Origin of the sequence: Nocardioides glacieisoli (assembly GCF_004137245.1) — a bacterium.
Lineage (GTDB): Bacteria > Actinomycetota > Actinomycetes > Propionibacteriales > Nocardioidaceae > Nocardioides > Nocardioides glacieisoli.
This window is the reverse complement of sequence record NZ_SDWS01000007.1, coordinates 105863-131515: the sequence shown is the minus strand read 5'-3', so window position 1 is coordinate 131515 and position 25653 is coordinate 105863. Positions and strand designations below refer to the sequence as shown.

26 protein-coding genes are annotated in these 25653 nt (G+C 72.3%); 13 read left to right on the top strand and 13 right to left on the bottom strand.

Annotation, left to right across the window (positions count from 1 at the left end; genetic code table 11):
• Nucleotides 1-26: 26 nt before the first annotated feature.
• Complete coding sequence (locus EUA06_RS15740; RefSeq protein WP_129477497.1) at nt 27-761, bottom strand: glutamine amidotransferase; 735 nt, start codon at nt 759-761, stop codon at nt 27-29.
• Nucleotides 762-764: 3 nt separating this feature from the next.
• A complete protein-coding gene (locus EUA06_RS15735; protein ID WP_129477495.1) occupies nt 765-1913 on the bottom strand; it encodes a CaiB/BaiF CoA transferase family protein in 1149 nt (382 codons plus the stop codon).
• 198 nt (nt 1914-2111) lie between these two features.
• Here EUA06_RS15735 and EUA06_RS15730 point away from each other — a divergent pair, with 198 nt between their 5' ends.
• The 3 genes from EUA06_RS15730 to heR are packed head-to-tail and all read left to right on the top strand — an operon-like array spanning nt 2112 to nt 5507.
• The gene (locus EUA06_RS15730; RefSeq protein ID WP_129477493.1) at nt 2112-2687 is read left to right on the top strand and encodes a PadR family transcriptional regulator; all 576 of its coding nucleotides are present in this window, start codon (nt 2112-2114) and stop codon (nt 2685-2687) included.
• A gap of 3 nt (nt 2688-2690) precedes the next feature.
• On the top strand, nt 2691-4703 hold the full coding sequence (locus tag EUA06_RS15725) for an NADPH-dependent 2,4-dienoyl-CoA reductase (protein ID WP_129477492.1): 2013 nt from the start codon (nt 2691-2693) through the stop codon (nt 4701-4703).
• Between the two features lie 27 nt (nt 4704-4730).
• Nucleotides 4731-5507 carry a heliorhodopsin HeR gene (gene heR / locus EUA06_RS15720; protein WP_129477490.1) on the top strand — a complete coding sequence of 259 codons (777 nt, stop codon included), beginning with the start codon at nt 4731-4733 and terminating at the stop codon, nt 5505-5507.
• Between the two features lie 21 nt (nt 5508-5528).
• Here the strand turns inward: heR and EUA06_RS15715 are convergent, their stop codons facing one another.
• Nucleotides 5529-5924, bottom strand: a complete 396-nt coding sequence (locus tag EUA06_RS15715; RefSeq protein WP_129477488.1) for a hypothetical protein — start codon at nt 5922-5924, stop codon at nt 5529-5531.
• A 155-nt stretch (nt 5925-6079) separates the two neighbouring features.
• On the opposite strand from EUA06_RS15715, the gene EUA06_RS15710 reads away from it, so the two are divergent.
• The 4 genes from EUA06_RS15710 (at nt 6080) to EUA06_RS15695 (ending at nt 9821) form a co-directional block, all read left to right on the top strand.
• Nucleotides 6080-6724 carry a response regulator gene (locus EUA06_RS15710; RefSeq protein WP_129477486.1) on the top strand — a complete coding sequence of 215 codons (645 nt, stop codon included), beginning with the start codon at nt 6080-6082 and terminating at the stop codon, nt 6722-6724.
• A complete protein-coding gene (locus tag EUA06_RS15705) occupies nt 6721-8484 on the top strand; it encodes a sensor histidine kinase (RefSeq protein ID WP_129477484.1) in 1764 nt (587 codons plus the stop codon). The genes EUA06_RS15710 and EUA06_RS15705 overlap by 4 nt, the downstream gene beginning before the upstream one ends.
• A gap of 112 nt (nt 8485-8596) precedes the next feature.
• Nucleotides 8597-9364, top strand: coding sequence for an alpha/beta fold hydrolase (locus tag EUA06_RS15700; protein ID WP_129477482.1), 768 nt, complete (start codon nt 8597-8599; stop codon nt 9362-9364).
• A 97-nt stretch (nt 9365-9461) separates the two neighbouring features.
• A complete protein-coding gene (locus tag EUA06_RS15695) occupies nt 9462-9821 on the top strand; it encodes a hypothetical protein (protein ID WP_129477480.1) in 360 nt (119 codons plus the stop codon).
• Between the two features lie 3 nt (nt 9822-9824).
• Here the strand turns inward: EUA06_RS15695 and EUA06_RS15690 are convergent, their stop codons facing one another.
• The 3 genes from EUA06_RS15690 to EUA06_RS15685 form a co-directional block, all read right to left on the bottom strand.
• Nucleotides 9825-10829, bottom strand: a complete 1005-nt coding sequence (locus tag EUA06_RS15690) for a beta-ketoacyl-ACP synthase III (RefSeq protein ID WP_129477478.1) — start codon at nt 10827-10829, stop codon at nt 9825-9827.
• 30 nt (nt 10830-10859) lie between these two features.
• Nucleotides 10860-10997 carry a hypothetical protein gene (locus EUA06_RS22515; protein ID WP_165354416.1) on the bottom strand — a complete coding sequence of 46 codons (138 nt, stop codon included), beginning with the start codon at nt 10995-10997 and terminating at the stop codon, nt 10860-10862.
• A 65-nt stretch (nt 10998-11062) separates the two neighbouring features.
• Nucleotides 11063-11473, bottom strand: a complete 411-nt coding sequence (locus EUA06_RS15685) for a DUF1810 domain-containing protein (RefSeq protein WP_129477476.1) — start codon at nt 11471-11473, stop codon at nt 11063-11065.
• Between the two features lie 23 nt (nt 11474-11496).
• Here EUA06_RS15685 and EUA06_RS15680 point away from each other — a divergent pair, with 23 nt between their 5' ends.
• On the top strand, nt 11497-12102 hold the full coding sequence (locus EUA06_RS15680; RefSeq protein ID WP_129477474.1) for a DUF998 domain-containing protein: 606 nt from the start codon (nt 11497-11499) through the stop codon (nt 12100-12102).
• Nucleotides 12103-12108: 6 nt separating this feature from the next.
• Here EUA06_RS15680 and EUA06_RS23245 read toward each other — a convergent pair whose 3' ends face one another.
• Nucleotides 12109-12243 carry a hypothetical protein gene (locus tag EUA06_RS23245; RefSeq protein ID WP_268928838.1) on the bottom strand — a complete coding sequence of 45 codons (135 nt, stop codon included), beginning with the start codon at nt 12241-12243 and terminating at the stop codon, nt 12109-12111.
• Between the two features lie 140 nt (nt 12244-12383).
• On the opposite strand from EUA06_RS23245, the gene EUA06_RS15675 reads away from it, so the two are divergent.
• Together EUA06_RS15675 and EUA06_RS15670 are read left to right on the top strand one after the other, a co-directional pair.
• Entirely contained in the window at nt 12384-13085 is a 702-nt protein-coding gene (locus tag EUA06_RS15675; RefSeq protein WP_129477472.1) for a hypothetical protein, read from the top strand.
• 87 nt (nt 13086-13172) lie between these two features.
• Nucleotides 13173-14345, top strand: coding sequence for a nucleotide sugar dehydrogenase (locus tag EUA06_RS15670; protein WP_277985677.1), 1173 nt, complete (start codon nt 13173-13175; stop codon nt 14343-14345).
• A gap of 4 nt (nt 14346-14349) precedes the next feature.
• Here the strand turns inward: EUA06_RS15670 and EUA06_RS15665 are convergent, their stop codons facing one another.
• Genes EUA06_RS15665 through EUA06_RS15645 form a run of 5 tightly spaced genes read right to left on the bottom strand, consistent with a single transcriptional unit; the run spans nt 14350 to nt 21079 of the window.
• The gene (locus tag EUA06_RS15665) at nt 14350-15963 is read right to left on the bottom strand and encodes a glycosyltransferase family 2 protein (RefSeq protein ID WP_129477470.1); all 1614 of its coding nucleotides are present in this window, start codon (nt 15961-15963) and stop codon (nt 14350-14352) included.
• Nucleotides 15963-17732 carry a glycosyltransferase gene (locus EUA06_RS15660; protein ID WP_129477468.1) on the bottom strand — a complete coding sequence of 590 codons (1770 nt, stop codon included), beginning with the start codon at nt 17730-17732 and terminating at the stop codon, nt 15963-15965. Before EUA06_RS15660 ends, EUA06_RS15665 begins: the two co-directional genes overlap by 1 nt.
• The gene (locus EUA06_RS15655; RefSeq protein WP_129477466.1) at nt 17729-18667 is read right to left on the bottom strand and encodes a glycosyltransferase family protein; all 939 of its coding nucleotides are present in this window, start codon (nt 18665-18667) and stop codon (nt 17729-17731) included. The genes EUA06_RS15660 and EUA06_RS15655 overlap by 4 nt, the downstream gene beginning before the upstream one ends.
• Nucleotides 18667-19710 (bottom strand): sulfotransferase family protein, encoded by a 1044-nt coding sequence (locus tag EUA06_RS15650; protein WP_129477464.1) that lies wholly within the window; start codon nt 19708-19710, stop codon nt 18667-18669. The genes EUA06_RS15655 and EUA06_RS15650 overlap by 1 nt, the downstream gene beginning before the upstream one ends.
• Before the next feature lie 22 nt (nt 19711-19732).
• Entirely contained in the window at nt 19733-21079 is a 1347-nt protein-coding gene (locus tag EUA06_RS15645) for a GH1 family beta-glucosidase (RefSeq protein WP_129477462.1), read from the bottom strand.
• 18 nt (nt 21080-21097) lie between these two features.
• Here EUA06_RS15645 and EUA06_RS15640 point away from each other — a divergent pair, with 18 nt between their 5' ends.
• Nucleotides 21098-21781: a pirin family protein gene (locus EUA06_RS15640; protein WP_129477460.1), complete on the top strand. Its 684-nt coding sequence runs from the start codon at nt 21098-21100 to the stop codon at nt 21779-21781.
• 62 nt (nt 21782-21843) lie between these two features.
• Here the strand turns inward: EUA06_RS15640 and EUA06_RS15635 are convergent, their stop codons facing one another.
• A complete protein-coding gene (locus EUA06_RS15635) occupies nt 21844-23424 on the bottom strand; it encodes an FAD-binding oxidoreductase (RefSeq protein WP_242498184.1) in 1581 nt (526 codons plus the stop codon).
• A gap of 17 nt (nt 23425-23441) precedes the next feature.
• Between EUA06_RS15635 and EUA06_RS15630 the strand changes: the two genes are divergently transcribed.
• Entirely contained in the window at nt 23442-24044 is a 603-nt protein-coding gene (locus EUA06_RS15630; protein WP_129477458.1) for a TetR/AcrR family transcriptional regulator, read from the top strand.
• Nucleotides 24044-25570, top strand: a complete 1527-nt coding sequence (locus EUA06_RS15625; RefSeq protein WP_129477456.1) for a glycerol-3-phosphate dehydrogenase/oxidase — start codon at nt 24044-24046, stop codon at nt 25568-25570. Before EUA06_RS15630 ends, EUA06_RS15625 begins: the two co-directional genes overlap by 1 nt.
• Nucleotides 25571-25653 lie beyond the last annotated feature (83 nt).

The window sequence follows — 25653 nt, the reverse complement described above, 5'->3', positions numbered from 1 at the left end:
GCACAGGTGTAACTATGAGTTACACCTCACGCGCGGGCGTACAGCTCCACGAAGCGCCCCAGCAGCCGCACCGGCTCGGTGACGATCGACTGGCGGGCGGCGGCCTTGAGCGACTCCTGCTCGTGGGGCTCGAAGTAGCCGTGGGCGCTGTAGGCGTCGATGCGGTCGCAGATGGCGACCGGGTCGAGCTCGGGGTGGAACTGGGTGGCGTAGACGTTGAGGCCGAGGCGGAAGGCATGGACCGGGCAGGTGTCGGTCGAGGCGAGCAGCACGGCGCCCTCCGGCAGCCGCGCGACCGCCTCCTTGTGGCCGAGGAAGGCGGCGAACTCCGCGGGCATCGGGCCGAAGAGAGGGTCGGCGCGACCCTCCTCGGTGAGCCTGATCGGCAGGGCACCGATCGTCTCGCCCCAGGTGCGGTCGACGATCCCGCCGCCCAGCCGACCGAGCACGCCGATGCCGTAGCAGGCGCCGAGGAAGGGGAAGTCCTCGGCGACGACGCGGACGGCGAGGTCGTGGAGGTCGGCCTCGGCGCGGCGCTGGGCCGGAGACTTCGCGTCGTCGGCGTCGGACACGTTGTAGGGCCCGCCGCCCAGGACGATGCCGGACCAGTCCGCGAGGTCGACCTCGCCGAGCGGCCCCCGCTCGAGGCGCACCCGCACGAGCTCGTCGGGTCGCAGGCCGCAGCCGGCCAGCACCGCGTCGTACTCCTGCTGGGCGACGGCGTCCTCGGCACGGGTGCCGAGGAAGAGGAAGGGGCGCACGGGCTAAGTCTGGACCGCGGCGCCGCTGTCGATCAGCGCATCCACGTCCTCGATGCCCCACGCGGTCAGCGCCTCGCGGGTGTGCTCGCCGGGCAGCGCGGGAGGGGCGTCGAGGCTGGGCGACGTCCGCGAGAAGCGCGGCGCGGGCGCGGGCTGGGTGACGCCGTCCCGCTCGACGAAGGTCTCGCGGGCAGCGAGGTGCGGGTGGCGTGGCGCCTCGGCGAGGGGTACGACCGGGGCGACGCAGGCGTCGGTGCCGTCGAAGACCTCGGCCCACTCGGCCTGCGTCTTCTCGCGGAACCGCCGCGTGAGGGCGCCGCGGATGGTCGCATGGTTGGCCGGGTCGTCGCGGTCGGGGAGCTCGACGCCGATGCGCTCGACCAGCGCCGCCCAGAACTGCGGCTCGAGCGCGCCGACGCTGACGTGCTCGCCGTCCGCGGTCTCGTAGAGGTCGTACCAGGGCGTGCCACCGTCGAGCAGGCCTCCCGCACGACGGCCGCTGTCGAGGCCCATCGCCACGAAGCTCGACGCGATGGTGTTGAGGTGCGCCGTGCCGTCGACGATCGCGGCATCGACGACCTGTCCCTGCCCGCTGGTGCGCGACTCGAGGAGCGCGGCGAGGACCCCGATCACGAGGTACGTCGACCCGCCTCCGAAGTCGCCGAGCAGGTTGCTCGGGAAGTGCGGGCGGTCGCGGTCCTGGCCGAGGCCGTGGAGGGCTCCGGTGATCGCGATGTAGTTCATGTCGTGGCCGGCGACCTCGGCCCACGGCCCGTCCTGGCCCCAGCCGGTCATCCGGCCGTAGACCAGCCGGGGGTTGCGGGCCAGGCACACGTCAGGGCCCAGCCCGAGCCGCTCGGTCGCGCCGGGCCGCAGCCCTTCGACCAGGACGTCGGCGCCCTCGACCAGTCGCAGCACCGTCTCGACGGCGGCCGGCTGCTTGAGGTCGAGGGCGACGCTCGGGCGGCCGCGGTTGAGCAGGTCGGCCCGGCCACCTGCGAACATCCCGCCGCCCGGACGGTCGACCCGGATCACGTCGGCGCCGAGGTCGGCCAGGAGCATGCACGCGTGCGGCCCCGGCCCGATGCCCGCGACCTCCACCACCTTCACGCCCCGCAGCGGCCCGGTGCCCTGGCCCAGCTCGTACGTCATGCGCCCGATCATGACACCACTGCTGTCACGGTCGCGAGGGTCGTGCTCCGTCTGGAGTCACCGGATATCCGGTGAGTCCTACGCTTGGCAACCCAGATCTCGGCTATCAACCGTGGCGGTCACCGGATATCCGGTGACCGCCGGATCGTGACCTAGCTCACCTTGCAACTCGTTGCATAGGTGCGCCACACTACCGGCATGGCCCTCGAGCACGCACTCCTCGTCGCGCTCAGCGAGCGACCGGCGAGCGGGCTCGAGCTCACCCGGCGATTCGAGAAGTCGCTCGGCTTCTTCTGGCACGCGACCCACCAGCAGATCTACCGCGTGCTCGCGCGGATGGAGGCAGACGGGTGGGTGACCGTCGAGGTGGTCGAGCAGGAGGGCCGCCCCGACAAGCGCGTCCACACGCCGTCGGAGGCCGGTCGCGCCGTCCTCGCCGAGTGGCTGGCCGCGCCGCTGCCGATGGAGACCTTCCGCAGCGACCTGGCCGTCAAGCTCCGCGGGGCGTCGTACGGCGACCGCGCGAGGCTGACCGAGCACCTCGTCGACCTCCGTGCCGACCACGCCACGCGGCTCTCGCACTACGAGAAGTTCGAGCGCGAGCAGTTCCCCGAGCCCGCCGCCCTCGACGGCGCTGCGCTCGACCAGTGGCTGGTGCTGCGCGGCGGCCTGCGGCTCGAGCAGTTCTGGATCGACTGGATCACCGAGTACCTGGACGCCCACCAGGGTTTCGAGGCTCGCTCCGCTCGCACCTCAACCACCGAAAGAGACTGAGAGATGACGCACCCCCGCTACCCCCACCTCCTCGAGCCGATCACGCTCGGCGACGGCCCCGATGCGCTGACGTTGCGCAACCGGGTCGTGATGGGCTCGATGCACACCGGTCTCGAGGACCACCCGTGGGACATCGACAAGCTCGCGGCCTTCTTCGAGGAGCGCGCCCGCGGCGGCGTCGGCCTGATCATCACCGGCGGCTACGCGCCGACCAAGCGCGGCTGGCTCAAGCCGTTCGCGTCCGAGATGACCAACCGGTTGCACGCCAAGCGGCACGAGCGGGTCACCGGTGCGGTGCACGACGCCGGCGGCGCGATCGCCCTTCAGGTGCTGCACGCCGGCCGCTACGGCTACCACCCGCTGTCGCAGAGCGCGTCGGACAAGAAGTCGCCGATCACGCCGTTCAAGCCGAGCGCGATGTCGACCAAGGACGTCGACCACACCGCGACCGCCTTCGCGAAGAGCGTCGCGCTCGCGAGGAAGGCGGGCTACGACGCCGTCGAGATCATGGGCTCCGAGGGCTACCTCATCAACCAGTTCCTGGCCGCCCGCACCAACGACCGCGACGACCAGTGGGGCGGGTCGGCCACGCGCCGCATGCACTTCCCCGTCGAGGTCGTACGCCGCTCGCGCGAGCTGGTCGGCGACGACTTCCCGATCGTCTACCGGATCTCGCTGCTCGACCTGGTCGAGGGCGGCCAGACGTGGGAGGAGACCACCGAGCTCGCCCTGCACCTGCAGGCCGCCGGCGTCACGGTCTTCAACACCGGCATCGGCTGGCACGAGGCACGGGTCCCGACGATCATCACCCAGGTGCCGCGCGGCGCGTGGCGGTCGTACACCGCTCGGCTCAAGCAGGTCGTCGACGTCCCGGTCTGTGCGTCGAACCGGATCAACACCCCCGAGCTCGCCGAGGAGATCCTCGCGAACGGCGAGGCCGACCTCGTCTCGATGGCCCGCCCGCTGCTGGCCGACGCGGCCTTCGTGGCCAAGGCGATGGACGAGCGCGCCGACGAGATCAACACCTGCATCGCCTGCAACCAGGCCTGCCTCGACCACGTGTTCGCCAACCAGCGCGCGTCCTGCCTGGTCAACCCGCGCGCCTGCCACGAGACCGAGCTGGTGCTCATGCCGACGCTGCGCAAGCAGACGGTGGCCGTCGTGGGCGCCGGACCGGCCGGCCTGGCCGCGGCCGTCAGCGCGGCCGAGCGCGGCTTCGACGTGACCCTCTTCGAGAAGTCCCCCGAGCTCGGCGGCCAGTTCCGCCTGGCGATGGCCGTCCCCGGCAAGGAGGACTTCGCTGACACCCTGCGCTACTTCACCCGTCGCCTCGAGGTCCTCGGTGTCGACGTACGCCGCTCGACGGAAGCCACCGCCGACGACCTCGCCGGCTTCGACCAGGTGATCGTCTCGACCGGCGTCGAGCCCCGGATGCCCGACATCCCCGGCATCGACCACGCCAGCGTGGCGTCGTACGCCGACGTGCTGAGCGGCGCGGTCGTCCCGGGCCAGCGCGTCGCAGTGATCGGAGCCGGCGGCATCGGTGTCGACGTCAGCGTCTTCCTCACCCACACCGAGGAGGACCTCGACGAGTGGATGGCGCACTGGGGCGTCGGCGATCCCGCCCTCACCGCGGGCGGGCTGACCGAGGCCAAGCCGCGGACGCCAGCACGCGAGGTGACCCTGGTGCAGCGGAAGACCACGCCGATCGGCATCGGCCTCGGGAAGACCTCGGGGTGGGCGCACCGTGCGGTGCTCAAGCAGTCGAAGGTGACCCAGGTCAGCGGCGCGACCTATGACCGGATCGACGACGACGGCCTGCACATCACGGTCGACGGCGCCCCGCGGGTGATCGAGGTCGACACGGTCGTGGTGTGCGCGGGCCAGGACTCCGTCCGCGGGCTGTACGACGCACTCGACCGCGACGCGCACCTCATCGGAGGTGCAGACGTCGCGGCCGAGCTCGACGCGAAGCGGGCGATCAAGCAGGGGACCGAGGTCGTGGCCGCCCTCTGATGTGGTCCGGTGCCTCATGATGGCGCCATGACCACTTCGGATCTGACCGCGCCCGGGGTCGACGACCGTGCCTTGCGTTCGCTGAGGGTCTGGAACCTCGCCCTCACGGTGCTCCACCTGGCCCAGGCGATCGCCGTCGTGGTGCTCGCGACGGACTTCGCGATCACCCTCACCCAGACGCTGCCCACCGGTCCGCCCGGCACCCCGACGGCCTCGCCCGAGGCGCTGTTCGACCTCCCGGTGGGAGCGACGATCGCGGTCTTCCTGGCGCTTGCCGGGCTCGACCATCTGCTCACCGGGACGGTGCTGCGAGGGACCTACGAGCGCGACCTGCGCAGCGGCATCAACCGCTTCCGGTGGGTGGAGTACTCCTTCAGCGCCACGATCATGGTCGTGCTGATCGCGCTCTACGCGGGGGTCGTCGACATCACGGCCCTGATCGGCATCGTGGGCGCCAACGTGGCGATGATCCTCTTCGGCTGGCTCCAGGAGTCGGCGAACCCGCCCGGCGCCACGACTCGCACCATGAAGCCCTTCTGGTTCGGCTGCGTCGCCGGCGCCGCGCCCTGGATCGCCATCGGCTACAACCTCGTCGCCGCCGAGGAGGTGCCCGGCTTCGTGGTGGGCATCTTCGTGTCGCTCTTCGTCTTCTTCAACAGCTTCGCGCTCAACCAGTGGTTGCAGTACCGCCAGGTCGGACCGTGGCGCAGCTACGCCTTCGGCGAGAAGGCCTACCTGGTGCTCAGCCTGGTCGCGAAGTCGGCGCTCGCCTGGCAGATCTTCGGTGGCTCGCTGGCCACCTAGACCCGCCCCGGTGATCCGACGTCAGGCGCGCTTCGGCGGCGAGAAGATCAGCACGACCATCACGATCGTGAGCACGACGCCTGCCGCGACCATGATCTTGATGGCCGCCGGCACGTCGACGAAGAAGGCCGGCAGGGACGTCAGCGTGACGATGATGAGGCTGGCGGCGGTCAGTCGGGCTGCGGGCCGGCTGCCCGTACGCCACGCGACGACCGCGGCCACGAGCGCGACGGCCGCAAGGACCGAGCAGACGACGAGGATGCCCACCGGCGGGCCCGCCTCCTCGCCGGTGTCCACGGGCACGAAGGCGCTCGGGATGTTGGTGACGGCGTAGAAGATCGCCAGGCCGAGGCCGACCTTGTTCTTCGTGCTCCACGCGGTCGGGGTCGAGCTGCGGGTGGTCGTGGTGGTGGTCATGCTGGCTCCTCGGGTGTGGTGGCTGGTGGCACCACGTTCGCTGCCGCGCAGACCTGCCGGCATCGGCGTACGTTCCCCATGATCCGGGAGATCTCCCGGGCGGTATAGGTGCACGCTCCCGGGACAAGCCTGCCCGCAGGCGAGAGCATGGCTCCATGGACCCGATCCGCGTGGTGCTCGTCGACGACCACCCGGTCGTGCTCGGCGGCCTGCGCGCGCTGCTCGCGTCGCTGCCCGGGTTCGAGGTGGTCGGCGAGGCCATGGACGGTGAGGCGGGGGTGCGCGAGGTGGTCCTCACCCGGCCCGACGTGGTGCTGATGGACATCCGGATGCCGGGGATCGACGGGCTCGAGGCGACGCGGCGGATCCGCGAGGCCGTCAGCGGCGTGGCGGTGCTGGTGCTGACGATGTTCGACGACGACGACACCGTCTTCGGCGCGATGCGGGCCGGCGCGCAGGGCTACCTGCTCAAGGGCGCCGCGCAGGACGAGATCGACCGCGCCATCCGCGCGGTCGTCGCGGGTGAGGCGATCTTCAGCCCGGGCGTCGCGCAGCGGGTGCTCGGCTACTTCGCCGCACCACCGCCGGTCGCCGACCCGTTCCCCGGCCTGACAGTGCGGGAGCGCGAGGTGCTCGACCTCGTGGCCTCCGGCGTCCGCAACCAGCAGATCGCCGAACGGCTCTTCCTCTCCCCCAAGACCGTGGCCAACCACATCTCCTCGATCTTCGTGAAGCTCGAGGTCGCCGACCGGTCGGCGGCGATCGTACGAGCCCGGCAGGGCGGGCTGGGCGGATCGTGACGATCCTCGTGGCAGCCGCCGTGGTGCTCGGCCTGGTGACCACCGGATCGGGATGGTTCGTGTGGCAGAGCCACCGGGCCCGAGTCGCGGCGGCCGCCCTCGTCGTGTCGGGAGTGCTGCTCCTGCTGGGGTCGGCCTTCGTCCTGCTCGACGTCGGTGACGTGGCGGAGCTGGTCTTCCTGCTCGTCGCCTGCCTGACGCTCCCGGTCGCCGTCGTCGCGTACCCACGCCTCGAGTGGCGCGACCCGCTGTCCTTCGTCCTCGTCGTGGTGGTGCTCGGTGGCGGGCTGTTGGCCGCGCTCTGGGAGGCGGCCTTCGAGCCGCTCGCCTTCGCCGTCGCGGGCGCCGTGCTCGTGCACGCCTGGTGGGCCTTCGAGCGGGGCTCGACCGAGGACCGTCGCGCACTCGCGTGGACCACGCTGGCGTGGACCGCGGCCGGCCTCGTCATCGGGTTCGTCACGTTCCTGGAGGAGTCCCTGGACACCGACGGCGGCACGGACATCGAATGGCTCTTCGTCAGCGCACTCGTCCTCGGCCCGGTCGCCATGGCGGTCGGCGTGGTCCGACCGGAGGTCGTCGACGTCCGCGGGCTCGTCACCCGTGCCGTGGTCTCGACGACCGTCTTCCTCGCCTACCTGGCCGTCGCTGTCGGCATCGTCTCGGCGACGGAGCTGGCGAGCGGCCGACCCCTCGCCCCCACTCCTGTGGTCATCGTCTGCGCGCTGCTCGCGTTCGGCGTACGACCCCTGCAGGTGCTGCTGCGCGGCGTGGTCGACCAGCTGTTGTTCGGCGACCGACCCGATCCGCTCACGGCCGCCACCTCGGTCGCCGACCGGATCGGGGAGGACCCCGCCCTCGCGCTCGCCGCCGTCCGCGAGGCGCTGGTGCTGCCCTACGCCAGCATCCGGGCCGGCGGCGAGGTGCTCGCGTCCTCGGGTACCGCGGTCACGCACACGCGTGTCCTGCCCCTACGGCTCGGCGAGGACGAGGTGGGTGAGGTCGTGGTCGGGCTGCGCGCGGGCGACCTCTCGCTCTCGTCGGCCGACGAGGACGTGCTGCGCATCGTGGCGCCGCTGCTCGCCCAGACCCTGCGCGCCCAGGCGATGAGCCGCGACCTGCGGGAGTCGCGCGAGGCCACCGTCACCGCCGTCGAGGAGGAGCGCCGGCGGTTGCGGCGCGACCTGCACGACGGGCTCGGCCCGACCCTCAGCGGCGTCGCCTTCGCGACCGACGCGGCCCGCAACCAGCTCCGCGCCGACCCCGACCGCGCCGACGCCCTGCTCGTCGGACTGCGCACCGACACTGCCGCGGCGATCGCCGAGATCCGTCGTCTCGTCGAGGGGCTGCGGCCGCCCGCGCTCGACCAGCTCGGCCTCGTCGGCGCGGTCCGGCAGCACGCAGCGACACTGCACTCCTCGTCGGGTACGCCGCTGACGGTCGCGGTCGACGTCGACGACCACCTGCCCGCGCTGTCGGCAGCGACCGAGGTCGCGGCGTACCGCATCGTCGTCGAGGCCCTCACCAACGCGGCCCGGCACGCGGCGGCAACGACGGCACGCGTGGAGCTCTGCGTCCGCGACGGAGCGCTCGTCCTCGACGTGCGCGACGACGGCCGGTCCAGCACCGAGTGGACGCCCGGAGTCGGCATCTCGTCGATGCGCGAGCGTGCCCTCCAGGTCGGCGGCACGCTGTCGGCGACCGCGACCGCCGACGGCGGGCTCGTCGTGGCATCGCTTCCCCTTGGTCCGGCCGCGAGCTGACATCGCGACCTCCACACGTGTGCGCGTTGTGGCCCCTGGATCGCTCGCTCGAGGGCCACAGCTCGGACACGTGTCCGGAATGCCACGCCCGCGCGGGCCGTACGGTCGAGCCATGACTCCGCTGCTCGGCCTCACCGGACTCCGCTCGCGGGCGCGCACGGCGGCCGATGTCGACGCCCTCTCGGGTCCGAGCGGTCCGCCGCCTACTTGGGCGACGCTCGGCGAGCTCACCTCGCCGCTGGCCGCCGCGCGCCTCGTCGGTGCGGTCCCACGGCTGGCGTCGGCGCGGCGCGGCGACGGCCACCTCGTGATCGACATCCCCGGCTGGCGGGCACCTGAGCTGTCCGGCGCGCCGCTGCGTGCCTACCTGCGGCGCCTCGGGTACGACGGCCGCGGCTGGGGCTTCGGCACCAACACCGGCGACCCGAGGCGCGACGTCGAGCGGCTGTCCGCCCGCGTGCTCGACCTCGTCGACGCGGCCGGCGCACCGGCATCGCTGGTCGGCTGGAGCCTGGGCGGGGTGATCGCGCGCGAGGTCGCGCGCCGTCACCCCGACGCCGTACGACGCGTGATCACCTACGGCACGCCCGTCGCCGGTGGAGCGGCGCACACCTCGATCGCCCGTGCCTACGGGCGCGGTGCGGGCGTCGACGCCGATGCGGCGAAGGTCGCGCGGAGGCTCGACGCGAGGTCGCCGATCAGCGTCCCGCTGACGGTGATGTTCTCGCGCCGCGACGGCGTCGTCGCGTGGCAGGCCTGCATCGACCGCGCGACCCCGGGCGTCGAGCACGTCGAGGTGTCCTCGACCCATATCGGGATGGGCGTCGATCCCGACGTCTGGGCGGTCGTCGCCGAGCGGTTGGCCGCGTCCTCGTCCTGAGCCACCCCTCCCGAGGGGTGGGCGCCCCGTACCCCTGTCGCCGGATCGGGAGTTGAATGTCGAGAACCCCGCCCCTCGGGATGCGTGAAAGGCCCTCATGACGCCCACCGCTCCAGCCGCCACAACCGCCCCCCTCCTCGCCGCCGGCCTCCCGGCCGTCGCGTGCGCGAGCTGGTGCATCGACGGCACCGGCCACACGGACGCACCGTTCCCCGAGGACCAGGTCTGCCGGGGCGCGACGGTCGAGGTCGAGCTGACCCGCCGTCCACTCGTCGAGGTCGCCGACGACGACTGGCGCCGCGAGACCGTCCACCTCTACCTGCAGCGCCGGCCCGGACACACCCCGGTCGTCGAGATGTACCGCGGTGAGCTCGGCGAGTCCGTCACCTTCACCCTCGACGAGGCCGAGGCGCTGGGCCTGGCGCTCGGGCAGGCCGTCCAGCAGGCCCGGGGCTGACGCTCAGCCGAGCGGCGGCAGCGTCACGACCTGGCCCGCATAGCTGAGCCCGGCACCGAAGGCGATCAGCAGCGCCGTGTCGCCGGGGGCGGCCTCGTCCTGCCGGATCATCGCCTCCATCGCGAGCGGCACGGAGGCCGCCGACGTGTTGCCGGAGTCGATGACGTCCGTCGCGACCGCGACGGAGTCGGGGAGCCCGATGTTCTTGGCGAGGGTCTGGGTGATCCGCAGGTTGGCCTGGTGCGGGATGAACGCGTCGAGGTCGTCGACGCCGATGCCGGCGAGGCCGAGCGCCTCGTGGGCGACCTTCGCCATCGCGAACGGCGCCCAGCGGAAGACGGCGGTGCCCTCCATCTGGACGACGGGGTGGTCGGCGGCGGTGTGGTCGCGAGCCCCCATGCAGCTCGGCGTCTGGGTGATCACGTGCGCCTGCGACCCGTCGGAGCCCCAGGCGGTCGGGCCGATGCCGGCCGCGTCCGAGGGTCCGACCACGACCGCGCCCGCGCCGTCGGCGAAGATGAAGGCGGTGCCGCGGTCGGTCGGGTCCATGAAGCGGCTGAGCTGCTCGACGCCGACCACGAGGACGTGCGACTCGGCTCCCGAGCGCACCATCGATGCGGCCAGGTTGAGCGCGTGGCAGAAGCCGGCGCAGCCGGCGGAGATGTCGAACGCAGCCGCCGTGATGCCGAGCGCGGTCGCGACCTGCGGCGCCGAGGCCGGGGTGTGCTCGGGGTGCGTGGACGTCGCCACGATCACGCAGCCGATCTGGTTGGCGTCGACCCCGGCCGCCGCCAGTGCCCGTTCGGCCGCGCTGATCGACATCCCGATCAGGGTCTCGCCCTCACCGGCGAAACGCCGCGTGCGGATCCCCGACCGGGTCTGGATCCACTCGTCGGAGGAGTCGAGCACCTCGCAGATCTCGTCGTTGGTGACGACCCGCTCGGGCCGGTGGACGCCGAGGCCGAGCATGGCTGCGTGGGTGAGCTCGGCGTTCTGCTGGATGGTCATGGAGCGAGCATAGGCACGCGGGCCGTCGGGCTACAGGGTGCCGTCGGGCCGGGTCTGCGGGTCGGTCTGCGGCTCCGGCGGATCGGGCACTTCGACGGGGTTCACGGAAGGGTCGCCGGACGGGACGACCTGCGGGTCGGACTCGGGTTCCATCGGTGTGGTGGTCATGTTCCAGTCGTACGCCGGATCGGCGCGCGCCACAACGGTGCGCCCACCCCTTGCGGTGGGACGCCTCAGGCCAGGAGCGCGACCGTCCGCTCGTCCTCGGCGCCGTCGTAGTACCGGTCCAGCACTTCGCGAAAGGTGCCCTCCGCCGGGTCGGCGTGCATGAAGAGCGTCATCGACGAACGCAGCTTCATCGCGTCGACCGACCCGAGCACCCGCTCGGCGCTGACGCCCTCGAGGGCGAGCAGCGCACGGCAACACTCGAGTAGGCGCGGTCCGAGGACGGGGTGGTCGAGGTACGCCCGAGCCTCGGCAAGGTCGGCGACGGCGTACGCAGCCGACGTGCTGCTCATCCCGAGCCCGGCCACCTGCGGGAAGATCCACCACATCCAGTGGCTGGTCTTGCGACCGGCGCGGAGCTCGGCCAGCGCCCGGTCGTACGTCCCTGCCTGCGCGTCGACGAAGCGGTCGAGGTCCATGCGGCCAAGGCTAGGTTGACCGCGTGACCGACGCCCCCACCCGCGCCGCGCAGCTCGGTGCGCTCGCGTTCCTGCTGCGCCCGACGTACATCGCGACCGAGGTCGTCACCGCCGCCGCGACCACGGGCGGTTACAGCTTCGTGTCCGACTCGGTGAGCAAGCTGGGCGAGGTCGGCTGCTCGGCGGCGTACTGCTCGCCGCGCCACGAGGTGATGAACGGATCCTTCATGGGCTACGGCGTGCTGCTCGCCGGCGGCGCGCTGCTGCTGATGAGGCCGCTCGGGCCGTGGGTGACCGGCCTGCTCGTGGTGTCGGGCGTGAGCTCGTACGCCACCGGGCTTGCGCCGCTCGACCAGGACGCCACGCTCCACGCGATCGCCGCGACGCCGCTGTTCGTCGGCCAGCCGCTCGCGCTGCTCCTGCTCGGGTGGCGGGTCCGGGAGGAGCGGCCGCGCCTGTCGAGGGCGTTGCTGGTGACGGGTGCGGTGACCGCCGTCGCCGCGGTCGGCTTCATCGTCTCCGGGGAGGAGCGGGCGGCCGGCGCCCTCGAGCGGCTCGCGCTCTGGCCCGTCCTTATCGGGCTGGCCGGCTTCGCCTGGGCGTACCGCCCCGGGCGCCGGCTCCGGTGAGGCCGCTCAGCGCGGACGCTGGCGGCGCTCCTGCACCTTCGCGACCGCACTCTTGATCTTGGCCTGGTTGTGCGGCTTGCGTGCCTCGTCGTAGACCTTCTTGGCGACCGCGAAGGCCCCTGCCTTCTTCATGATTCCCATGCGCTCCAGCCTGCCAGTCGGCACCAACTGCCCCCGCGCGGCACTTCATCCCAAAGTCGACCCATCCGTGACCCGGGTCACTCCGAACCATTGATGAGCCGTCGATCCCCGGCGGCCTTGCCGACGAAGGGTTCGAACCCATGCGCCTCCCCAGTCTCCGCCGCCCCTCCCCCTCCATGGCGGTCTCGATCATGGCCCTCGTGGTGGCCTCCACCGGTACGTCGTACGCAGCCGGCCTGATCGGCTCCGACGAGATCAAGAACAACTCGATCCAGTCCAGCGACGTCAAGGACGGCTCGCTCAAGGGCCGCGATGTCAAGGGCGACTCGATCGGGTCCAACAAGATCCGCAACGGCTCGCTCAAGGAGCGCGACTTCAAGGACGGCGTGCTCACCTCCGGTCCCGCCGGTCCCGCCGGAGTAGGCCGTTGGGCCCTCGTCAGCGCGTCCGGGACCATCCTGTCCCAGTCCGGCGGCTTCACCGTTACCGCGGCCTACCCGGCGGCTCCCGCGGCCGCCAACGGCAACGTCTACATCAACGCCGGCGAGAACCTCGCCAACAACGGCATCATCGCGACCATCGCGCTGCAGAACACGGCCGACCTCAACGGCGACGGCATCGTCAACGGCCGCCAGATCGGCAGCGACTCGAACCCGGAGTTCTCGGGTGAGGTCGCCGCGGCCATGTGCCAGCCCACGGTCGTCAACTGCGCCCCTGCCGGCACCGCCAACTTCAACCACCTGGTCGTGAGCCCGCGCAACAGCGACGGCAGCTTCACCACCGACGGGGCCCGCAAGCGCTTCTACGTGGTCGTCACCGGCGACTCGAGCGACCGCAGCTGACCTCTGGGGAGAGACGGCGTCATGCGGAGTGGCCCTCCCAAGCGCTCCGCATGACGTCCCCCTCCCGCCCTACGGCAGACTGACCGGGTGACCACGAAGATCTCCGTCGCCGGCCTCGGTTACGTCGGGTTGTCCATGGCGGTGCTGCTCGCCCGCCACAACACCGTCGTCGGCCTCGACCTCGACGCCCCGCGGGTCGACCGGCTCCGTCGCGGCGAGAGCCCGATCCACGACGACGACATCTCGCGCTTCCTCGCCGAGGAGGACCTCGACCTCACCTTCACCACCGAGGCCGAGGAAGCCCACACCGGCGCGGACTTCGTGATCATCGCGACGCCGACCAACTACGACCCGGTGACGAACTACTTCGACACCCGCTCGATCGAGTCGGTGATGCGTGACGTCATCCGGTTCGCACCCGACGCGACGATGGTCGTGAAGTCCACCGTGCCGGTGGGTTACATCGAGGACGTACGCACGCGGCTGGGCACCGACAACGTCATCTTCTCCCCGGAGTTCCTCCGCGAGGGCAAGGCGCTGCACGACAACCTGCACCCCGCGCGCATCGTCGTGGGCGAGGACTCCGAGCGGGCCCGCACCTTCGCCGACCTGCTGCTCAAGGGCGCGGACGCCGACGACGTACCCGTCCTCTTCACGCAGCCCACCGAGGCCGAGGCGATCAAGCTGTTCGCCAACACCTACCTCGCGATGCGGGTGGCGTACTTCAACGAGCTCGACTCCTTCGCGATGTCACGCGGACTCGACAGCCGCCACATCATCGACGGCGTCGGGCTCGACCCGCGGATCGGCACGCACTACAACAACCCGTCGTTCGGCTACGGCGGCTACTGCCTGCCGAAGGACACCAAGCAGCTGCTCGCCAACTACTCCGACGTCCCGCAGACGCTGATCTCCGCGATCGTCGAGGCCAACACGACGCGCAAGGACTTCATCGCCTTCGACATCATCGACCGGGCGCCGCGCGTCGTCGGCATCCACCGGCTGATCATGAAGGCCGGCTCGGACAACTTCCGCGAGTCGTCGGTGCAGGGGATCATGAAGCGGGTCAAGGCCAAGGGGATCGAGGTCGTGGTCTACGAGCCCGAGCTCGACGCCGACTCCTGGTTCGGCTCGGAGGTCACCGGCGACCTCGCCGCCTTCAAGGAGCGCGCCGACCTCATCGTCGCCAACCGGATGGTCGACGAGCTGCGCGACGTGGCCGACAAGGTCTACACCCGCGACCTCTTCGGCGAGGACTGACCGGTCAGCGGCGGCGACCGAAGAGCCCGCGCCTGCCCTGGTCGACGTCGTCGGCCTCGTTCGCCGGCTCCGGCTCTGTGCCGTCGGAGCCCTCCGCGTGGGGGTTCTCCTCGCCCGGGCCGGAGACGGCGTCGGCCTTGCGGAGCGCCTTGACCATCCGGTGCTCGGACTTCTCCGGGTCCATCGCGGGCCTGGCCGGGAGGGTGAAGCGCTCGACCTCGCGCTCGGCGGCGGGCACCCAGCCCACCGCTGCGGCCGGGTAGGTCTTGGTGCCGAAGGACTCCTCCAGCAGGGCCTCGCGGTCGTCCCCGGCGTCGGCGACGCGAGCGACCCGCGCCAGGGAGGAGGTCCGCTCGAGGCGCGCCACGGCACCCGAGTCGTACGACAGCAGGCGGGCGCCGTGGTGGGTGCGCTCGAGGTCCTCGAGGAGGGGCGGCAGCGCGTGGCGCACCGGTGCAAGGGTCACGTCGGGCAGCGTCAGGACGATCTCGGCGTCGGAGACCTGCGGGGCAGTGAGCTCGAGCCGGACCCGCGGCTCGTGGAGGTAGGAGCGGTGGACCAGCCGGGTCTCGAGCACCGGGTCCTCGACGGGCTGGACGCGGTCCTCGTGGACCGAGTCCCACGGACCGACGACGGTCACCAGCAGGTCGGGCACGTCGCCGTCGAGCAGCGAGTCGACGACCTTGATCGTCTCGTCGGCGGGGCCGGCCGGCACGACGACCTCGAGGTAGGGCACCTGGTAGGTCCGGCCGCGCTTGTTGCGCTTGGGCCGCATGGTCGGCACGAGGTCGGCGAGGTAGGGGTCGTTGTAGCGGTTGACCTGCTCCGCGCGACGCAGCACCTGTGATCGCCCGAGGTGCCAGCTGCGGGCCTCGCGGTCGACGACGAAGACCCCGCCTGCCTGGGCGAGCGAGTGGCCGAGGTGCATGTCCTCGCCCAGCCGCAGCATGGGGTCGAAGCCGTCGGAGTCGAAGTAGAGCGCCTTCGTCACCGACCCGGTCATCCCGATGTGGAAGCGCTGCGCCCGTGGACCGGCGGTGCGCAGGTCCTCGGTCTTGGCCCAGTAGTCCTCGACCCACCGGTGGGGCTCGTGCTCCTGGCCTGGGAAGAGGTGGGCCGCCTCGCCGGCGGCGATCCGGTCGCGTACGACGGCGGGGTCGAGGTCGAGCAGCGGGGCCGGGTCGACGAAGAGCTTGTGACCGCCGGGAACGGCGTAGTCGACGAGGTGGTGCCAGCGGGCGTGCGCCTCGACCTCCTCGCGGTAGGCCAGCATGTCGGCGTCGTACCAGTGCAGGATGTCGCCCTCGGCGAGGGTCGCGCCGAGCTGGCAGGCATTCGCGCGACCCCAGCCGTGCTCGACCCGGACCAGCCGGGTGTTCTCCGGCCGCACCTCGGGCAGCTCCTGGGTCGGCGAGCTCTGGTCGTCGACGACGAGCACCTCGAGCAGGTGCGCGGGGTAGGACTGGGCCGCGAGCCCGGCGAGGACGTAGGGCAGCTTCTGCTGGTAGTTGAACGTCGGCACGACCACGGTCACCGACATCGTCGGTTCCCACTCGCCGAGGGTCGGCGGGGTCAGCGATCCCCAGTCGTTGTGGCGCACCACCGGCTGCCGAGCCACTACGCACCCCCCTCGGGCCGGTCGAGCGGGTCGACCTCCAGGGCCAGGCTGGGCTGGAACCCCGCCCACTCGGAGGCCACGATGTCAGGTCGGCGGAACTCCTCGTCGTCACGCTGCCAGGTGTGTCCCGCGCCGGTGCGGCGCAGGATGTAGCCGAGCCCGTGGGTGCGGTAGATCCGCCCGCCCGCGGCCTCGACGCCCGACAGCAGCTGCGCGTCGACGAACTTGCGCACCCGCCGGAAGTAGCCGAGCGAGCTCAGCAGTCCGCGGTCGAGCAGGAGCGTCCCGCCGGCGACGAAGCGGGCGAAGAGCTCGGAGGGGTGGTTGCGCCGGACGGTGAGGTCCTCGCGGTGCTCGTTGGCGTGGAGGTAGACGAACTCCGACGGCATCCCGACGACGTCCGCGCCGGAGAACCGCCGTGCCATCAGCAGGTCGTGGACGGCGTCGGGTGAGTACCAGTCGTCGTCGTCCACCTTGAGCAGCACCTCGCTCGACGCGGCGCGCGCGGCGGCGGTGAGGACGTCGCCGAAGAAGTCGCCCCCGTCGAAGGTGAGCACCTGGTGGGGGCGGTCGCCGAGCGCACGGCGTACGGCATCGCGGTCGGGCTCGAAGCCGTGCGCGGCCAGCACCAGCTCGACCTCCGCGCCCCGCTGCCGAGCGACCTGCCGCAGCGCGAAGTCGAGCATCTCGGGTCGCTTGGTGGCCAGCAGCGCACTGACCGGCGGCAGCGCGACGTGGCGTACGCCGGCGCGCGAGGCCAGCGCCGAGCGCCAGGCCAGCGTTGAGTGGTGGTCGAAGGCGGCCCGGCGCACGGCCAGGCTGTGCTCCTCGCGGCGCAGCGCGTCGTCGAGGTCGACCTGGGCCGCGAGCGCGTCGACCAGGCCCGGGGCGAAGCCGGTCTCGGCGAGGCGCGCGGCATCGACGCCGACCAGCGGCACGCCGGACGCGGCCAGCGCGAGCAGGTCGGCGGTCGAGGTGTCGGCGGTGAGCCGGACGCCCTGGTGGGCACGGGCCGCGGCGACGACGTCCTCGGTCACCGGACCGGCCAGGGAGATGACCGGCTCGTCCCAGTCCTTGCGGAAGCCGACGGGGTTGAAGATCCGCTCGTCCACGGGCTCGGGCCCGGGGTCGGTGACCACGGTGGGCGCGCGGTCGATGACGTGGTGCTCGTCCACGGCACCGTCGCGGCGGGCGACGACGACGTCGGGCGGCACGTCGCGCGACTCCTCGCCCGCGCCGGAGAGGTCGGTCAGCAGCACGCTCCGGGCGTCGAGTCCCGGCGCAGCGGGACGACCGGCGTACGCCACGACGACGCCGCCGTGCGTGGTGTCGCCGGGTCCGGCGGCCTGCCTGGCCATCTCCATCACGACGAGCTGGGCCCGCGCGCCGGAGCCGAACCGGACGACCGTGAGCACTCCGCGCTCGCCGGCCGGGCGCGCCACGAGGTGTGCGAGCGGCGGCCACTCCGGACGCGGCACGAGCACCCACGGCGTGGGGGCGTCGGTGAGCCAGCAGGCGACTGCCTTGCACTGGCCGAGGAGGGGTACGGCGCTGGCCATCCGACGCAGCCGCGCGCGGTCGGCGGCGACGACGAGGACGGAGCCCCAGCCCTTGCGCGGACCGTCGAGGGACGACAGCGGGACGATCGTCGGCTCGAGGCCCGGCACGTCCTCGATGCCGTGCAGGGCGTCGAGGGCGAGGCCGTCGGAGTCGTCGACCAGGACCAGCGTCGGTCCGGGCATCCGGAGGTCGTGGAGGGGGTGGCTCATGTCCGCACCCGCTCCCTCAAGGAGGCGGGCAGCGAGTGCTTCACCAGCGGACGGGGCTGGCGCCAGAGCCAGTCGCGGCTGACGTGGTCGATGACGTGCACGCCCGGTGGGGCGGTCACCTTCACCAGCCCGCCGAGCTCCTCGGGCGTGCCGTTGCGGATCGCCTCGTCCACCTCGAACTCGCGCAGCTTGCGGTAGAGCCGGGTGTTGGTGAAGTCGACCCCGTCGCGCCGCCAGTGGGCGTACTCGTCGGCATCGAGCCACTTCACCTCGACGACCAGCCCCTGCTGCAGCACGATCCGCTCGATGCCCGGCGGCTGCTCACGCAGCTCCCAGTCGAAGGCCTTCACGAAGGTGGTGTCCGGGCCCATCGGGTAGACCCACGGCTCGAGGAAGCGCAGCGACAGGTCGAGCCAGCCGGTCGACTCGTCGACGACCGTCAGCGGGTGGCGCGGCATCGCGACGATCGCGCGGGTGGACTGGAGCTGCCACGACAGGTCGCGCAGGATCCCGGCGCCCTCGGGTGTGAGCACCATGTCGCCGTCCCACTTCATCGAGTAGGTCGTGCGGACGTGGGAGAAGCACCAGTTGTAGAAGTGCGTGAGCGAGTGGACGCTCGTGGCCGGCGTCGCGAGGTGCTCGCCGCCTGCCCGGGCGACCGCGTGCGGGTAGTCGAGGACGGTGAGCCGGTCGGCCGCGCCGCACTGCTCCGCGACCCGCTTCGCGACGCCGGCGGTGTCGTCGTCGGAGCCGTTGTCGACGAGCAGCACGTGGTCGACGGCGGAGAAGATCGGTGGCAGCACCCACGGCAGGTTGCGCGCCTCGTTGCGCACCCGGAAGACGCACGTCAGCCCCGGCTCGAGGCGCTCTCCGGAGGTCCACGGCCAGGTCACGTCGAAGCCGGAATCCCCTTCCAGCGCGGCGATGTCGGGCATCAGGCCGGTCGCTCCCGGCCCATGGCCCGGCGCAGCTTCTGGCGGGCGGCCGGCGGCACCATCGCCCGCACGGCGTGCGGGATCCGGTCGGCGCCCGCGGGGCCGGGGGACGTCGCCTCGCGACGCGCGTCGGCGGCAGCCGTACGCCGCTGGGCCACGACCGTCGAGTGGGCGAACGCCTCCGCCTCGGCGTACTGCGCGGCGTAGGCGGTGCGCAGCTGGTCGCACCACTCCCGGGTCTTCTCGGTGTCGTCGGTGGCGATCTCGTCGAGGGCCTGCCAGGTCTCGTCGGCGAGCTCGCGCAGCCGGTCGGGCACGCCGATGTCGTCCCACGTCATCGTCACCCGCCGCAGGGACGGGTCGATGAAGCGGTGCACCTCGGCGATGTCGACGGCCATCGCGGTCTTCACGGCCTGCAGGTCGAACTTCTCGCCGAGGGCGAAGACCGGCTGCGTCCAGTCGTCGAGGAGGTCGGCGTAGCGGACGAACGCGCGCTGCTGGCCGCGGGTGGCTCGCTCGGTGTGGAGCATCATGTTGATCCACGCGGCCGTACGGGTGATCGCGCCCTGGTCGGAGCCGGCGCCCATCTGCCCGTAGTAGGTCTGCTTCGAGCCGACGACCTCGGTCACCGGCCGCAGCATCGTGACGTAGGACGACGTCGCGTCGCAGCGGTCGGCCGCGGCCCGCCAGAGGCCGAGGAACCACGAGGCGCGGGGGTCCTTGATCACGAGCTCGTCGCCGACGGCGAGCTGCTGCTCGAGCCAGGCGGTGACCCGCTCGCGGGTGGCGTGGTCGCCGCTGGTGGTGCCGGTGTCGAGCCAGGCGCGCGGTCGGGCGTCGGACACCTGCACGTTGCTGCGCTGGAGCAGCTCGTGGTGGAGGTCGACCACCCAGCGCGGCTCGCCGAACCCCTTGGGGTTGGTGGCGTCGGCGACGACCTCGGGCTGCGGCACGTGGAGGCCGAGCGTGCGCAGCGTCCCGGCCATCGTGCTCGTGCCGCTGCGGCCCGAACCGACGACGAAGACCACGCGCCGACTACTCATGGAGCGAGCCTATCGGTGGCGCTCAGACGTGCTGCGGCTGCGCGGCGATCAGGTCGGCGTACCAGTGGAAGGAGTTCTTCCGGGTCCGCTTCAAGGTCTCGTAGTCGACGTGCACCAGTCCGAAGCGCTGGGTGTAGCCCTCGGCCCACTCGAAGTTGTCCATCAGCGACCAGCAGTAGTAGCCGCGTACGTCGACCCCGCGGGTGATCGCCTCGGAGACGGCGTTGACGTGGGAGCGCAGGTAGTCGATGCGGGCCTGGTCGTCGACCACGCCGTTCTCGTCGGGGCCGGTGGCATAGCTGCAGCCCGACTCGGTGATGTAGATCGGCGGCAGGGCGGCGCGGAAGCGGGCGCGGAACATGACCAGCCACTCGCGCAGCGCGTCGGGCACGATCGGCCAGCCGAAGTCGGTCGTCGGGTAGCCGATGACCTCGCGGACATCGAACGGGATCTCGGAGTCCTCGTCCGCGGCCGCGATCTTCATCGGGTTGTAGTAGTTGACGCCGTAGAAGTCGAGCGGCTGCCGGATCGTCGCGAGGTCGCCGTCCTGCATGACGTCGTCGAAGAGTGGCATCAGGTCTGCGGGGTAGCGGCCGAGCAGCATCGGCTCCAGGAACATCCCGTTCCACAGGGCGTCGAAGATCTTGCTCATGCCGACGTCGGCGTCGTCGTCGCTGGCCGGCCAGATCGGCGCGTGGTTGTTGGCGCAGCCGATCGACGTGGCGCCTGCCCGGCGCAGCTCGATGGCGGCGCGGCCGTGGGCCAGGAGCAGGTGGTGGGCTGCCGGGAGGAAGTCGAAGAGCAGCTTCTTGCCGGGGGCGTGCGTGCCCATGGAGTAGCCCAGGACCGAGGCCACGTTGGGCTCGTTGACGGGGATCCAGTGCTCGACGCGATCGGCGAAGCGCTCGCCGACGATGGCGGCGTACTCGGCGAAGCGGTCGACGGTGTCGCGGTTGAGCCAGCCACCGTCGTCCTCGAGCGCCTGCGGCAGGTCCCAGTGGTAGAGCGTGACCATCGGCTGCTGGCCGTGCTCGAGGAGCGTGTCGATGAGCCGGTCGTAGAACGCCAGGCCCTTCTCGTTGGCCGGCCCGCGGCCGGTCGGCTGGATGCGCGGCCAGGCGATCGAGAAGCGGTAGCCGCCCGTGCCCAGCTCCTGCATGAGCGCGACGTCCTCGTCGACCCGGTGGTAGTGGTCGCACGCGACCTCGCCGGTGGTGCCGTCGACCACGCGGCCCGGCTCCGCCGTGAACGTGTCCCAGATGCTGGGGCCGCGACCGTCCTCCGCCACCGCTCCCTCGATCTGGTAGCTGGCCGTGCTGGTCCCGAAGCGGAAACCGGGTGGGAGCAGGGGGAAGTCATGCGGGGGCACATCCGCGAAGATATCGGCATGTCAGTGGGCTTGTACGCCGGTTCGCACAGGTCGTCGTCGACGGCGGCGGGCCGGGAGACGAGGCACTCCTTCTCCTTCGGTCCCCACTACGACCCGGCGAACCTCGGGTTCGGTCCGCTGGTCTGCCACAACGACGACCTGCTCGAGCCTGCCGCGGGCTACCCCGACCACCCGCACTCCGAGCTGGAGATCGTGACCTGGGTGCTCGAGGGTGCGCTCGTGCACATCGACTCGACGGGTGCGCGGCACGTGGTCGAGGCGGGACGCGCGCAAGTGCTGTCCGCCGGCTCCGGCATCCGGCACAGCGAGGTCGCCGACCCCGGGTCGGGGCGCTGCCGCTTCGTCCAGGCGTGGCTCGCGCCGACTCGCGCCGGTGGCGAACCGGCGTACGTCCTGGGTGAGGCGCCCGATGCCGGCGCCGGCCTGGCCGAGGTGGTCGGCGGATCGGGCCTGCCCCTCGGAGCGACAGGTGCGCGCCTCCTCGTCGCGCGGCTCGCCGCGGGCCAGTCGGCGACGCTGCCCGACGACCCGCGCCAGCACGTCTTCGCCGCGACCGGTCAGGTCTCGGTCGCCGACGCGGTCCTGCGGGCCGGCGACGCGGCCCGGATCACCGACGAGACCGGGCACGTCGTGCGGGCGAGCGAGCCGACCGAGCTCCTCATCTGGTCCTTCGCGCGGTAGTCCCCATCATCTGGGTCGTCACGGGTCGGTCGGGACAGCCCGATTGATCGGGACTACCGGGGCTAGGGGATCAGCACCCCCGGGTTCAGGATCCCCGCCGGGTCGAGCTCGGCCTTGACCGCGCGGAGCACGCGCACGCCGACCTCGCCGATCTCCTGGGCCAGCCACGGGAGGTGGTCGGTGCCGACGGCGTGGTGGTGGGTGATGGTCGCGCCGGCCGCGACCATCGCGTCGCTCGCGGCTGCCTTGGCGACCTGCCACTGCGCGATCGGGTCGTCGCCCTGGCGCGCGGCGACGGTGAAGTAGAGCGAGCAGCCGGTCTCGTAGACGTGCGAGACGTGGCACAGCACCAGCGAACCCTCGCCGAGCGTCGAGGTCAGCGCGGCCTTCACGTCGGCGTACAGCCGCTGTCGGTTGGACCAGAACGTCGCCGTCTCGAGGGTCTCGACGAGCACGCCGTGGTCGAGCAGGGCATCGCGCAGGTAGGGCGCGCCGAACCGGCCGTGCGACCACTTCTCCCCCGGCTCGGTGCCGAGCGGGGTGCCGCCGAGGCCGGTCAGGACCTCGGTGACCGCCGCGCGGCGGGACGCGACCTGCGCAGCCGTGCCCTCGAAGCCCGTGATCATCAGGCAGCCGTCGCCGGACCCGCCGATCGAGGAGGGGTCGGCGAGGTTGATCGCCGTCTCCGACTCGTCGGAGAGCCGGATGACGGTCGGCAGCAGGCCGTCCTGGGCGAGGGCGCGCATCGCGTCGGAGCCGGCGTCGAACGACGGCCACCGCCACCCTTCGTACGTCGTCTCGGCGGGCGCACGTCGCACGCGCACCGTCACCGACGTGATGACGCCGAAGGCTCCCTCGGAGCCCAGCAGCAGCTGGCGCAGGTCGGGGCCGGCGGCGTTGGCCGGCGACGAGCCGAGCTCGAGCGACCCGGTCGGGGTAGCTGCAGTCAGCGCGACGACCATCGCGTCGAAGCGGCCGTAGCCGGCGCTGGACTGGCCGCTCGACCGGGTGGCCGCGAAGCCGCCGATCGACGCGTGCTCGAAGGACTGGGGGTAGTGGCCGAGGGTGAGCCCGTGCTCCGCCAGCAGCGCCTCGGCCTCGGGGCCGCGCAGGCCCGGCTCGAGGGTCGCGGTCATCGAGACCTCGTCGACGGCGAGGAGCCGCTTCATCCGCACCAGGTCGAGGCTGACGAGCCCGGCGAACCCGTCGCGGCGGGCGGCGAGGCCGCCGGTCACGCACGTGCCGCCGCCGAAGGGGACGACCGCGACGCGGTGTTCGGTGGCCCAGGCGAGCAGGGCGACCACCTCGTCGTGCCCGTCGGGTCGCACGACCGCGTCCGGGGCGTCGGTGAGGTCGCCGGCGCGCGCCCGCAGCAGGTCGGGCGTCGACTTGCCGCGCGTGCGCAGGGCGCGCGTGGTGTCGTCGACGAGGACGTGGTCGGCCCCCACGATCGCGCGCAGCCCGTCGAGCAGCGAGGCGTCGAGCGCGACCGGCGGGGGCGTCGCGCCGGTGACGGCCGGACGGTCCTGGAGCCCGAAGGCGAGGTCGACGAGGCCGAGCGCGGAGTCGGGCAGGACCGTCGCGGCGTCAGGAGCGCCCCAGCGCTGGGGGTGCATCTCGGCGGTGGGCAGGTTCCGGGTCATGCGTTACAGTGTGACATATGTCGTCACTTCGTCACATCTCCGAGCCGCTGAGCGACCCCCGGCACGCGGCGTACCTCGACGCGGCGCGCGACTGCATCCTCGACGTCGGGTGGCGGCGTACGACGCTCACCGAGGTAGCGAAGCGCGCCGGCGTCTCGCGGATGACGATCTATCGCGCATGGTCCGACATGGGCTCGCTGCTCGGCGACCTGATGACGCGTGAGTGGGTCGGCATCGCCGCCGCGACGCGCGTCGCCGCGGTCGACACCACCACCCCGGCCGGCATCGCCGCCGCCGCCCTCTCGACGATCCGGGCGCTGCGCGACAACGCGCTCTTCGTCCGCATCGTCGAGCTCGACCCCGACCTGCTGCTGCCCTACCTGATCTCGCGGCGCGGCCGCTCGCAGGAGGCGTTGGTCGAGATCATGGCCTCGGAGATCGAGAGCGGCCAGGCGTCCGGCGCGATCCGGGCCGGGGATGCCGTGCTGATGGCCCGGTCGCTGACCCTGGCCGGGCACGGCTTCGTGCTGTCGGCCCAGACGATGACCGACGCGAAGGTGGGCTTCGCCGAGCTCGACGCGGAGTACGCGCGCCTCATCACCCGCACGCTGGAGCCCTGATGCCGGTCATCAAGCCAGGGTTGGCGGGCATCCCCGACGAGGTCGACGTCGTGGTGGTCGGCCTCGGCATCACCGGCGCCGGTGTCGCCCTCGACGCCGCCACCCGCGGCCTCTCCGTGCTCGCCGTCGACGCGCACGACCTCGCGTTCGGCACCTCACGCTGGTCGTCGAAGCTCGTCCACGGCGGCCTGCGCTACCTCGCGCAGGGCCAGCTCGCGATCGCCCAGGAGAGCGCCGTCGAGCGCGGCATCCTGATGCAGGTCACCGCTCCACACCTCGTCCACGCCCTGCCGATGCTCACGCCCCTCAACGACGCGATGTCGCGCAGCCGCGCCGCGATGACGTGGGGTGGCCTCCAGGCCGGCGACGTGCTCCGCCGCACCGCCCGCACCAGCACCCGCACCCTCCCGCGCCCCCGCCGCCTCAACGCCACCGAGACCCTCAGCCTGGCCCCGTCGATGCGCTCGGAGACGCTGCGCGGCGGGCTGCTCGCCTGGGACGGGCAGCTCGAGGACGACGCCCGGCTGGTGGTCACGGTCGCCCGCACAGCAGCGTCGTACGGCGCCGAGGTGCGCACGCGCGCCCGCGTCACCTCCGCCACCGGCACCGGCGTCGAGGTGCGTGACGAGCTCACCGGCGAGTCGTACGCCGTCCGCGCGAGGGCGGTCGTCAACGCGACCGGCGTGTGGGCCGGCGACCTCGACGACCAGGTCCGGCTGCGCCCCAGCCGCGGCACCCACCTCGTGCTGCGCGGCTCGGTGCTGCCGCACACGCGGGTCGCGGTGATGGTGCCGATCCCGGAGTCCACGTCGCGCTTCGCGATGGTCCTGCCGCAGCCCGACGGCACGCTCTACGTCGGGCTCACCGACGAGCCGGTCACCGGCCCGATCCCCGACGTGCCGGTGCCGAGCGAGGAGGAGATCGACTTCCTGCTGGGGGTGGTCGCCTCCGCGTTCACCGTCCCGCCGGCGCGCGCCGACGTGGTCGGCGCCTTCGCCGGCCTGCGCCCGCTGCTCGAGGTGGCGGGCGCCGACGCGTCGGCCGACCTGTCGCGGCGCCACGCAATTCTCACCTCGGCGACCGGGGTGACGACCGTCGTCGGCGGCAAGCTCACGACCTACCGCCGGATGGCCGAGGACACGGTGGACGCGCTCGACCTGGGCGCCGGGCCGTGCCGGACGGCGCGCCTGCCGTTGCTCGGTGCGACGGGGACCTCGACCGGTCCCGCCCGACTGGTGCGCCGCTTCGGCTCGGACGCGGACCTGGTCCTCGCGACCGCCCGCGAGGTGTCCGGGCTCGCCGACGACGAGCTGCTGGCTCCGGCGTCGGACGACGTCCCGGTGACGCTGGCCGAGCTCGTCTTCGCGATCACCCACGAGGGCGCGCACGACGTCGACGACCTGCTCGACCGGCGTACGCGGGTGGGCCTGGTCGCCGAGGACCGGGCCGTCGCGCAGCCATTGGCCGAGCGGGCCATCGCCCTCGCGCGTGGAGTGACCCACCCGACAGGCAAAATCACTCGGTAGTTCCGTTGATCCACGGACAGGACGTCGGGCCGGTGACATCGTTCTCCACGGCGCGCCCCTTGCCGACCCCATGCGGCAAGGGG

Bases quoted from the DNA above. Each gene is read 5' to 3' on its own strand.
- EUA06_RS15735 (WP_129477495.1), bottom strand. From the start codon at position 1,913: ATGACGTACGAGCTGGGCCAGGGCACCGGGCCGCTGCGGGGCGTGAAG.
- EUA06_RS15730 (WP_129477493.1), top strand. From the start codon at position 2,112: ATGGCCCTCGAGCACGCACTCCTCGTCGCGCTCAGCGAGCGACCGGCG.
- EUA06_RS15725 (WP_129477492.1), top strand. From the start codon at position 2,691: ATGACGCACCCCCGCTACCCCCACCTCCTCGAGCCGATCACGCTCGGC.
- heR (WP_129477490.1), top strand. From the start codon at position 4,731: ATGACCACTTCGGATCTGACCGCGCCCGGGGTCGACGACCGTGCCTTG.
- EUA06_RS15715 (WP_129477488.1), bottom strand. From the start codon at position 5,924: ATGACCACCACCACGACCACCCGCAGCTCGACCCCGACCGCGTGGAGC.
- EUA06_RS15710 (WP_129477486.1), top strand. From the start codon at position 6,080: ATGGACCCGATCCGCGTGGTGCTCGTCGACGACCACCCGGTCGTGCTC.
- EUA06_RS15700 (WP_129477482.1), top strand. From the start codon at position 8,597: ATGACTCCGCTGCTCGGCCTCACCGGACTCCGCTCGCGGGCGCGCACG.
- EUA06_RS15695 (WP_129477480.1), top strand. From the start codon at position 9,462: ATGACGCCCACCGCTCCAGCCGCCACAACCGCCCCCCTCCTCGCCGCC.
- EUA06_RS15690 (WP_129477478.1), bottom strand. From the start codon at position 10,829: ATGACCATCCAGCAGAACGCCGAGCTCACCCACGCAGCCATGCTCGGC.
- EUA06_RS22515 (WP_165354416.1), bottom strand. From the start codon at position 10,997: ATGACCACCACACCGATGGAACCCGAGTCCGACCCGCAGGTCGTCCCG.
- EUA06_RS15685 (WP_129477476.1), bottom strand. From the start codon at position 11,473: ATGGACCTCGACCGCTTCGTCGACGCGCAGGCAGGGACGTACGACCGG.
- EUA06_RS23245 (WP_268928838.1), bottom strand. From the start codon at position 12,243: ATGGGAATCATGAAGAAGGCAGGGGCCTTCGCGGTCGCCAAGAAGGTC.
- EUA06_RS15675 (WP_129477472.1), top strand. From the start codon at position 12,384: ATGCGCCTCCCCAGTCTCCGCCGCCCCTCCCCCTCCATGGCGGTCTCG.
- EUA06_RS15660 (WP_129477468.1), bottom strand. From the start codon at position 17,732: ATGAGCCACCCCCTCCACGACCTCCGGATGCCCGGACCGACGCTGGTC.
- EUA06_RS15655 (WP_129477466.1), bottom strand. From the start codon at position 18,667: ATGCCCGACATCGCCGCGCTGGAAGGGGATTCCGGCTTCGACGTGACC.
- EUA06_RS15650 (WP_129477464.1), bottom strand. From the start codon at position 19,710: ATGAGTAGTCGGCGCGTGGTCTTCGTCGTCGGTTCGGGCCGCAGCGGC.
- EUA06_RS15640 (WP_129477460.1), top strand. From the start codon at position 21,098: ATGTCAGTGGGCTTGTACGCCGGTTCGCACAGGTCGTCGTCGACGGCG.
- EUA06_RS15635 (WP_242498184.1), bottom strand. From the start codon at position 23,424: ATGACCCGGAACCTGCCCACCGCCGAGATGCACCCCCAGCGCTGGGGC.
- EUA06_RS15630 (WP_129477458.1), top strand. From the start codon at position 23,442: ATGTCGTCACTTCGTCACATCTCCGAGCCGCTGAGCGACCCCCGGCAC.
- EUA06_RS15625 (WP_129477456.1), top strand. From the start codon at position 24,044: ATGCCGGTCATCAAGCCAGGGTTGGCGGGCATCCCCGACGAGGTCGAC.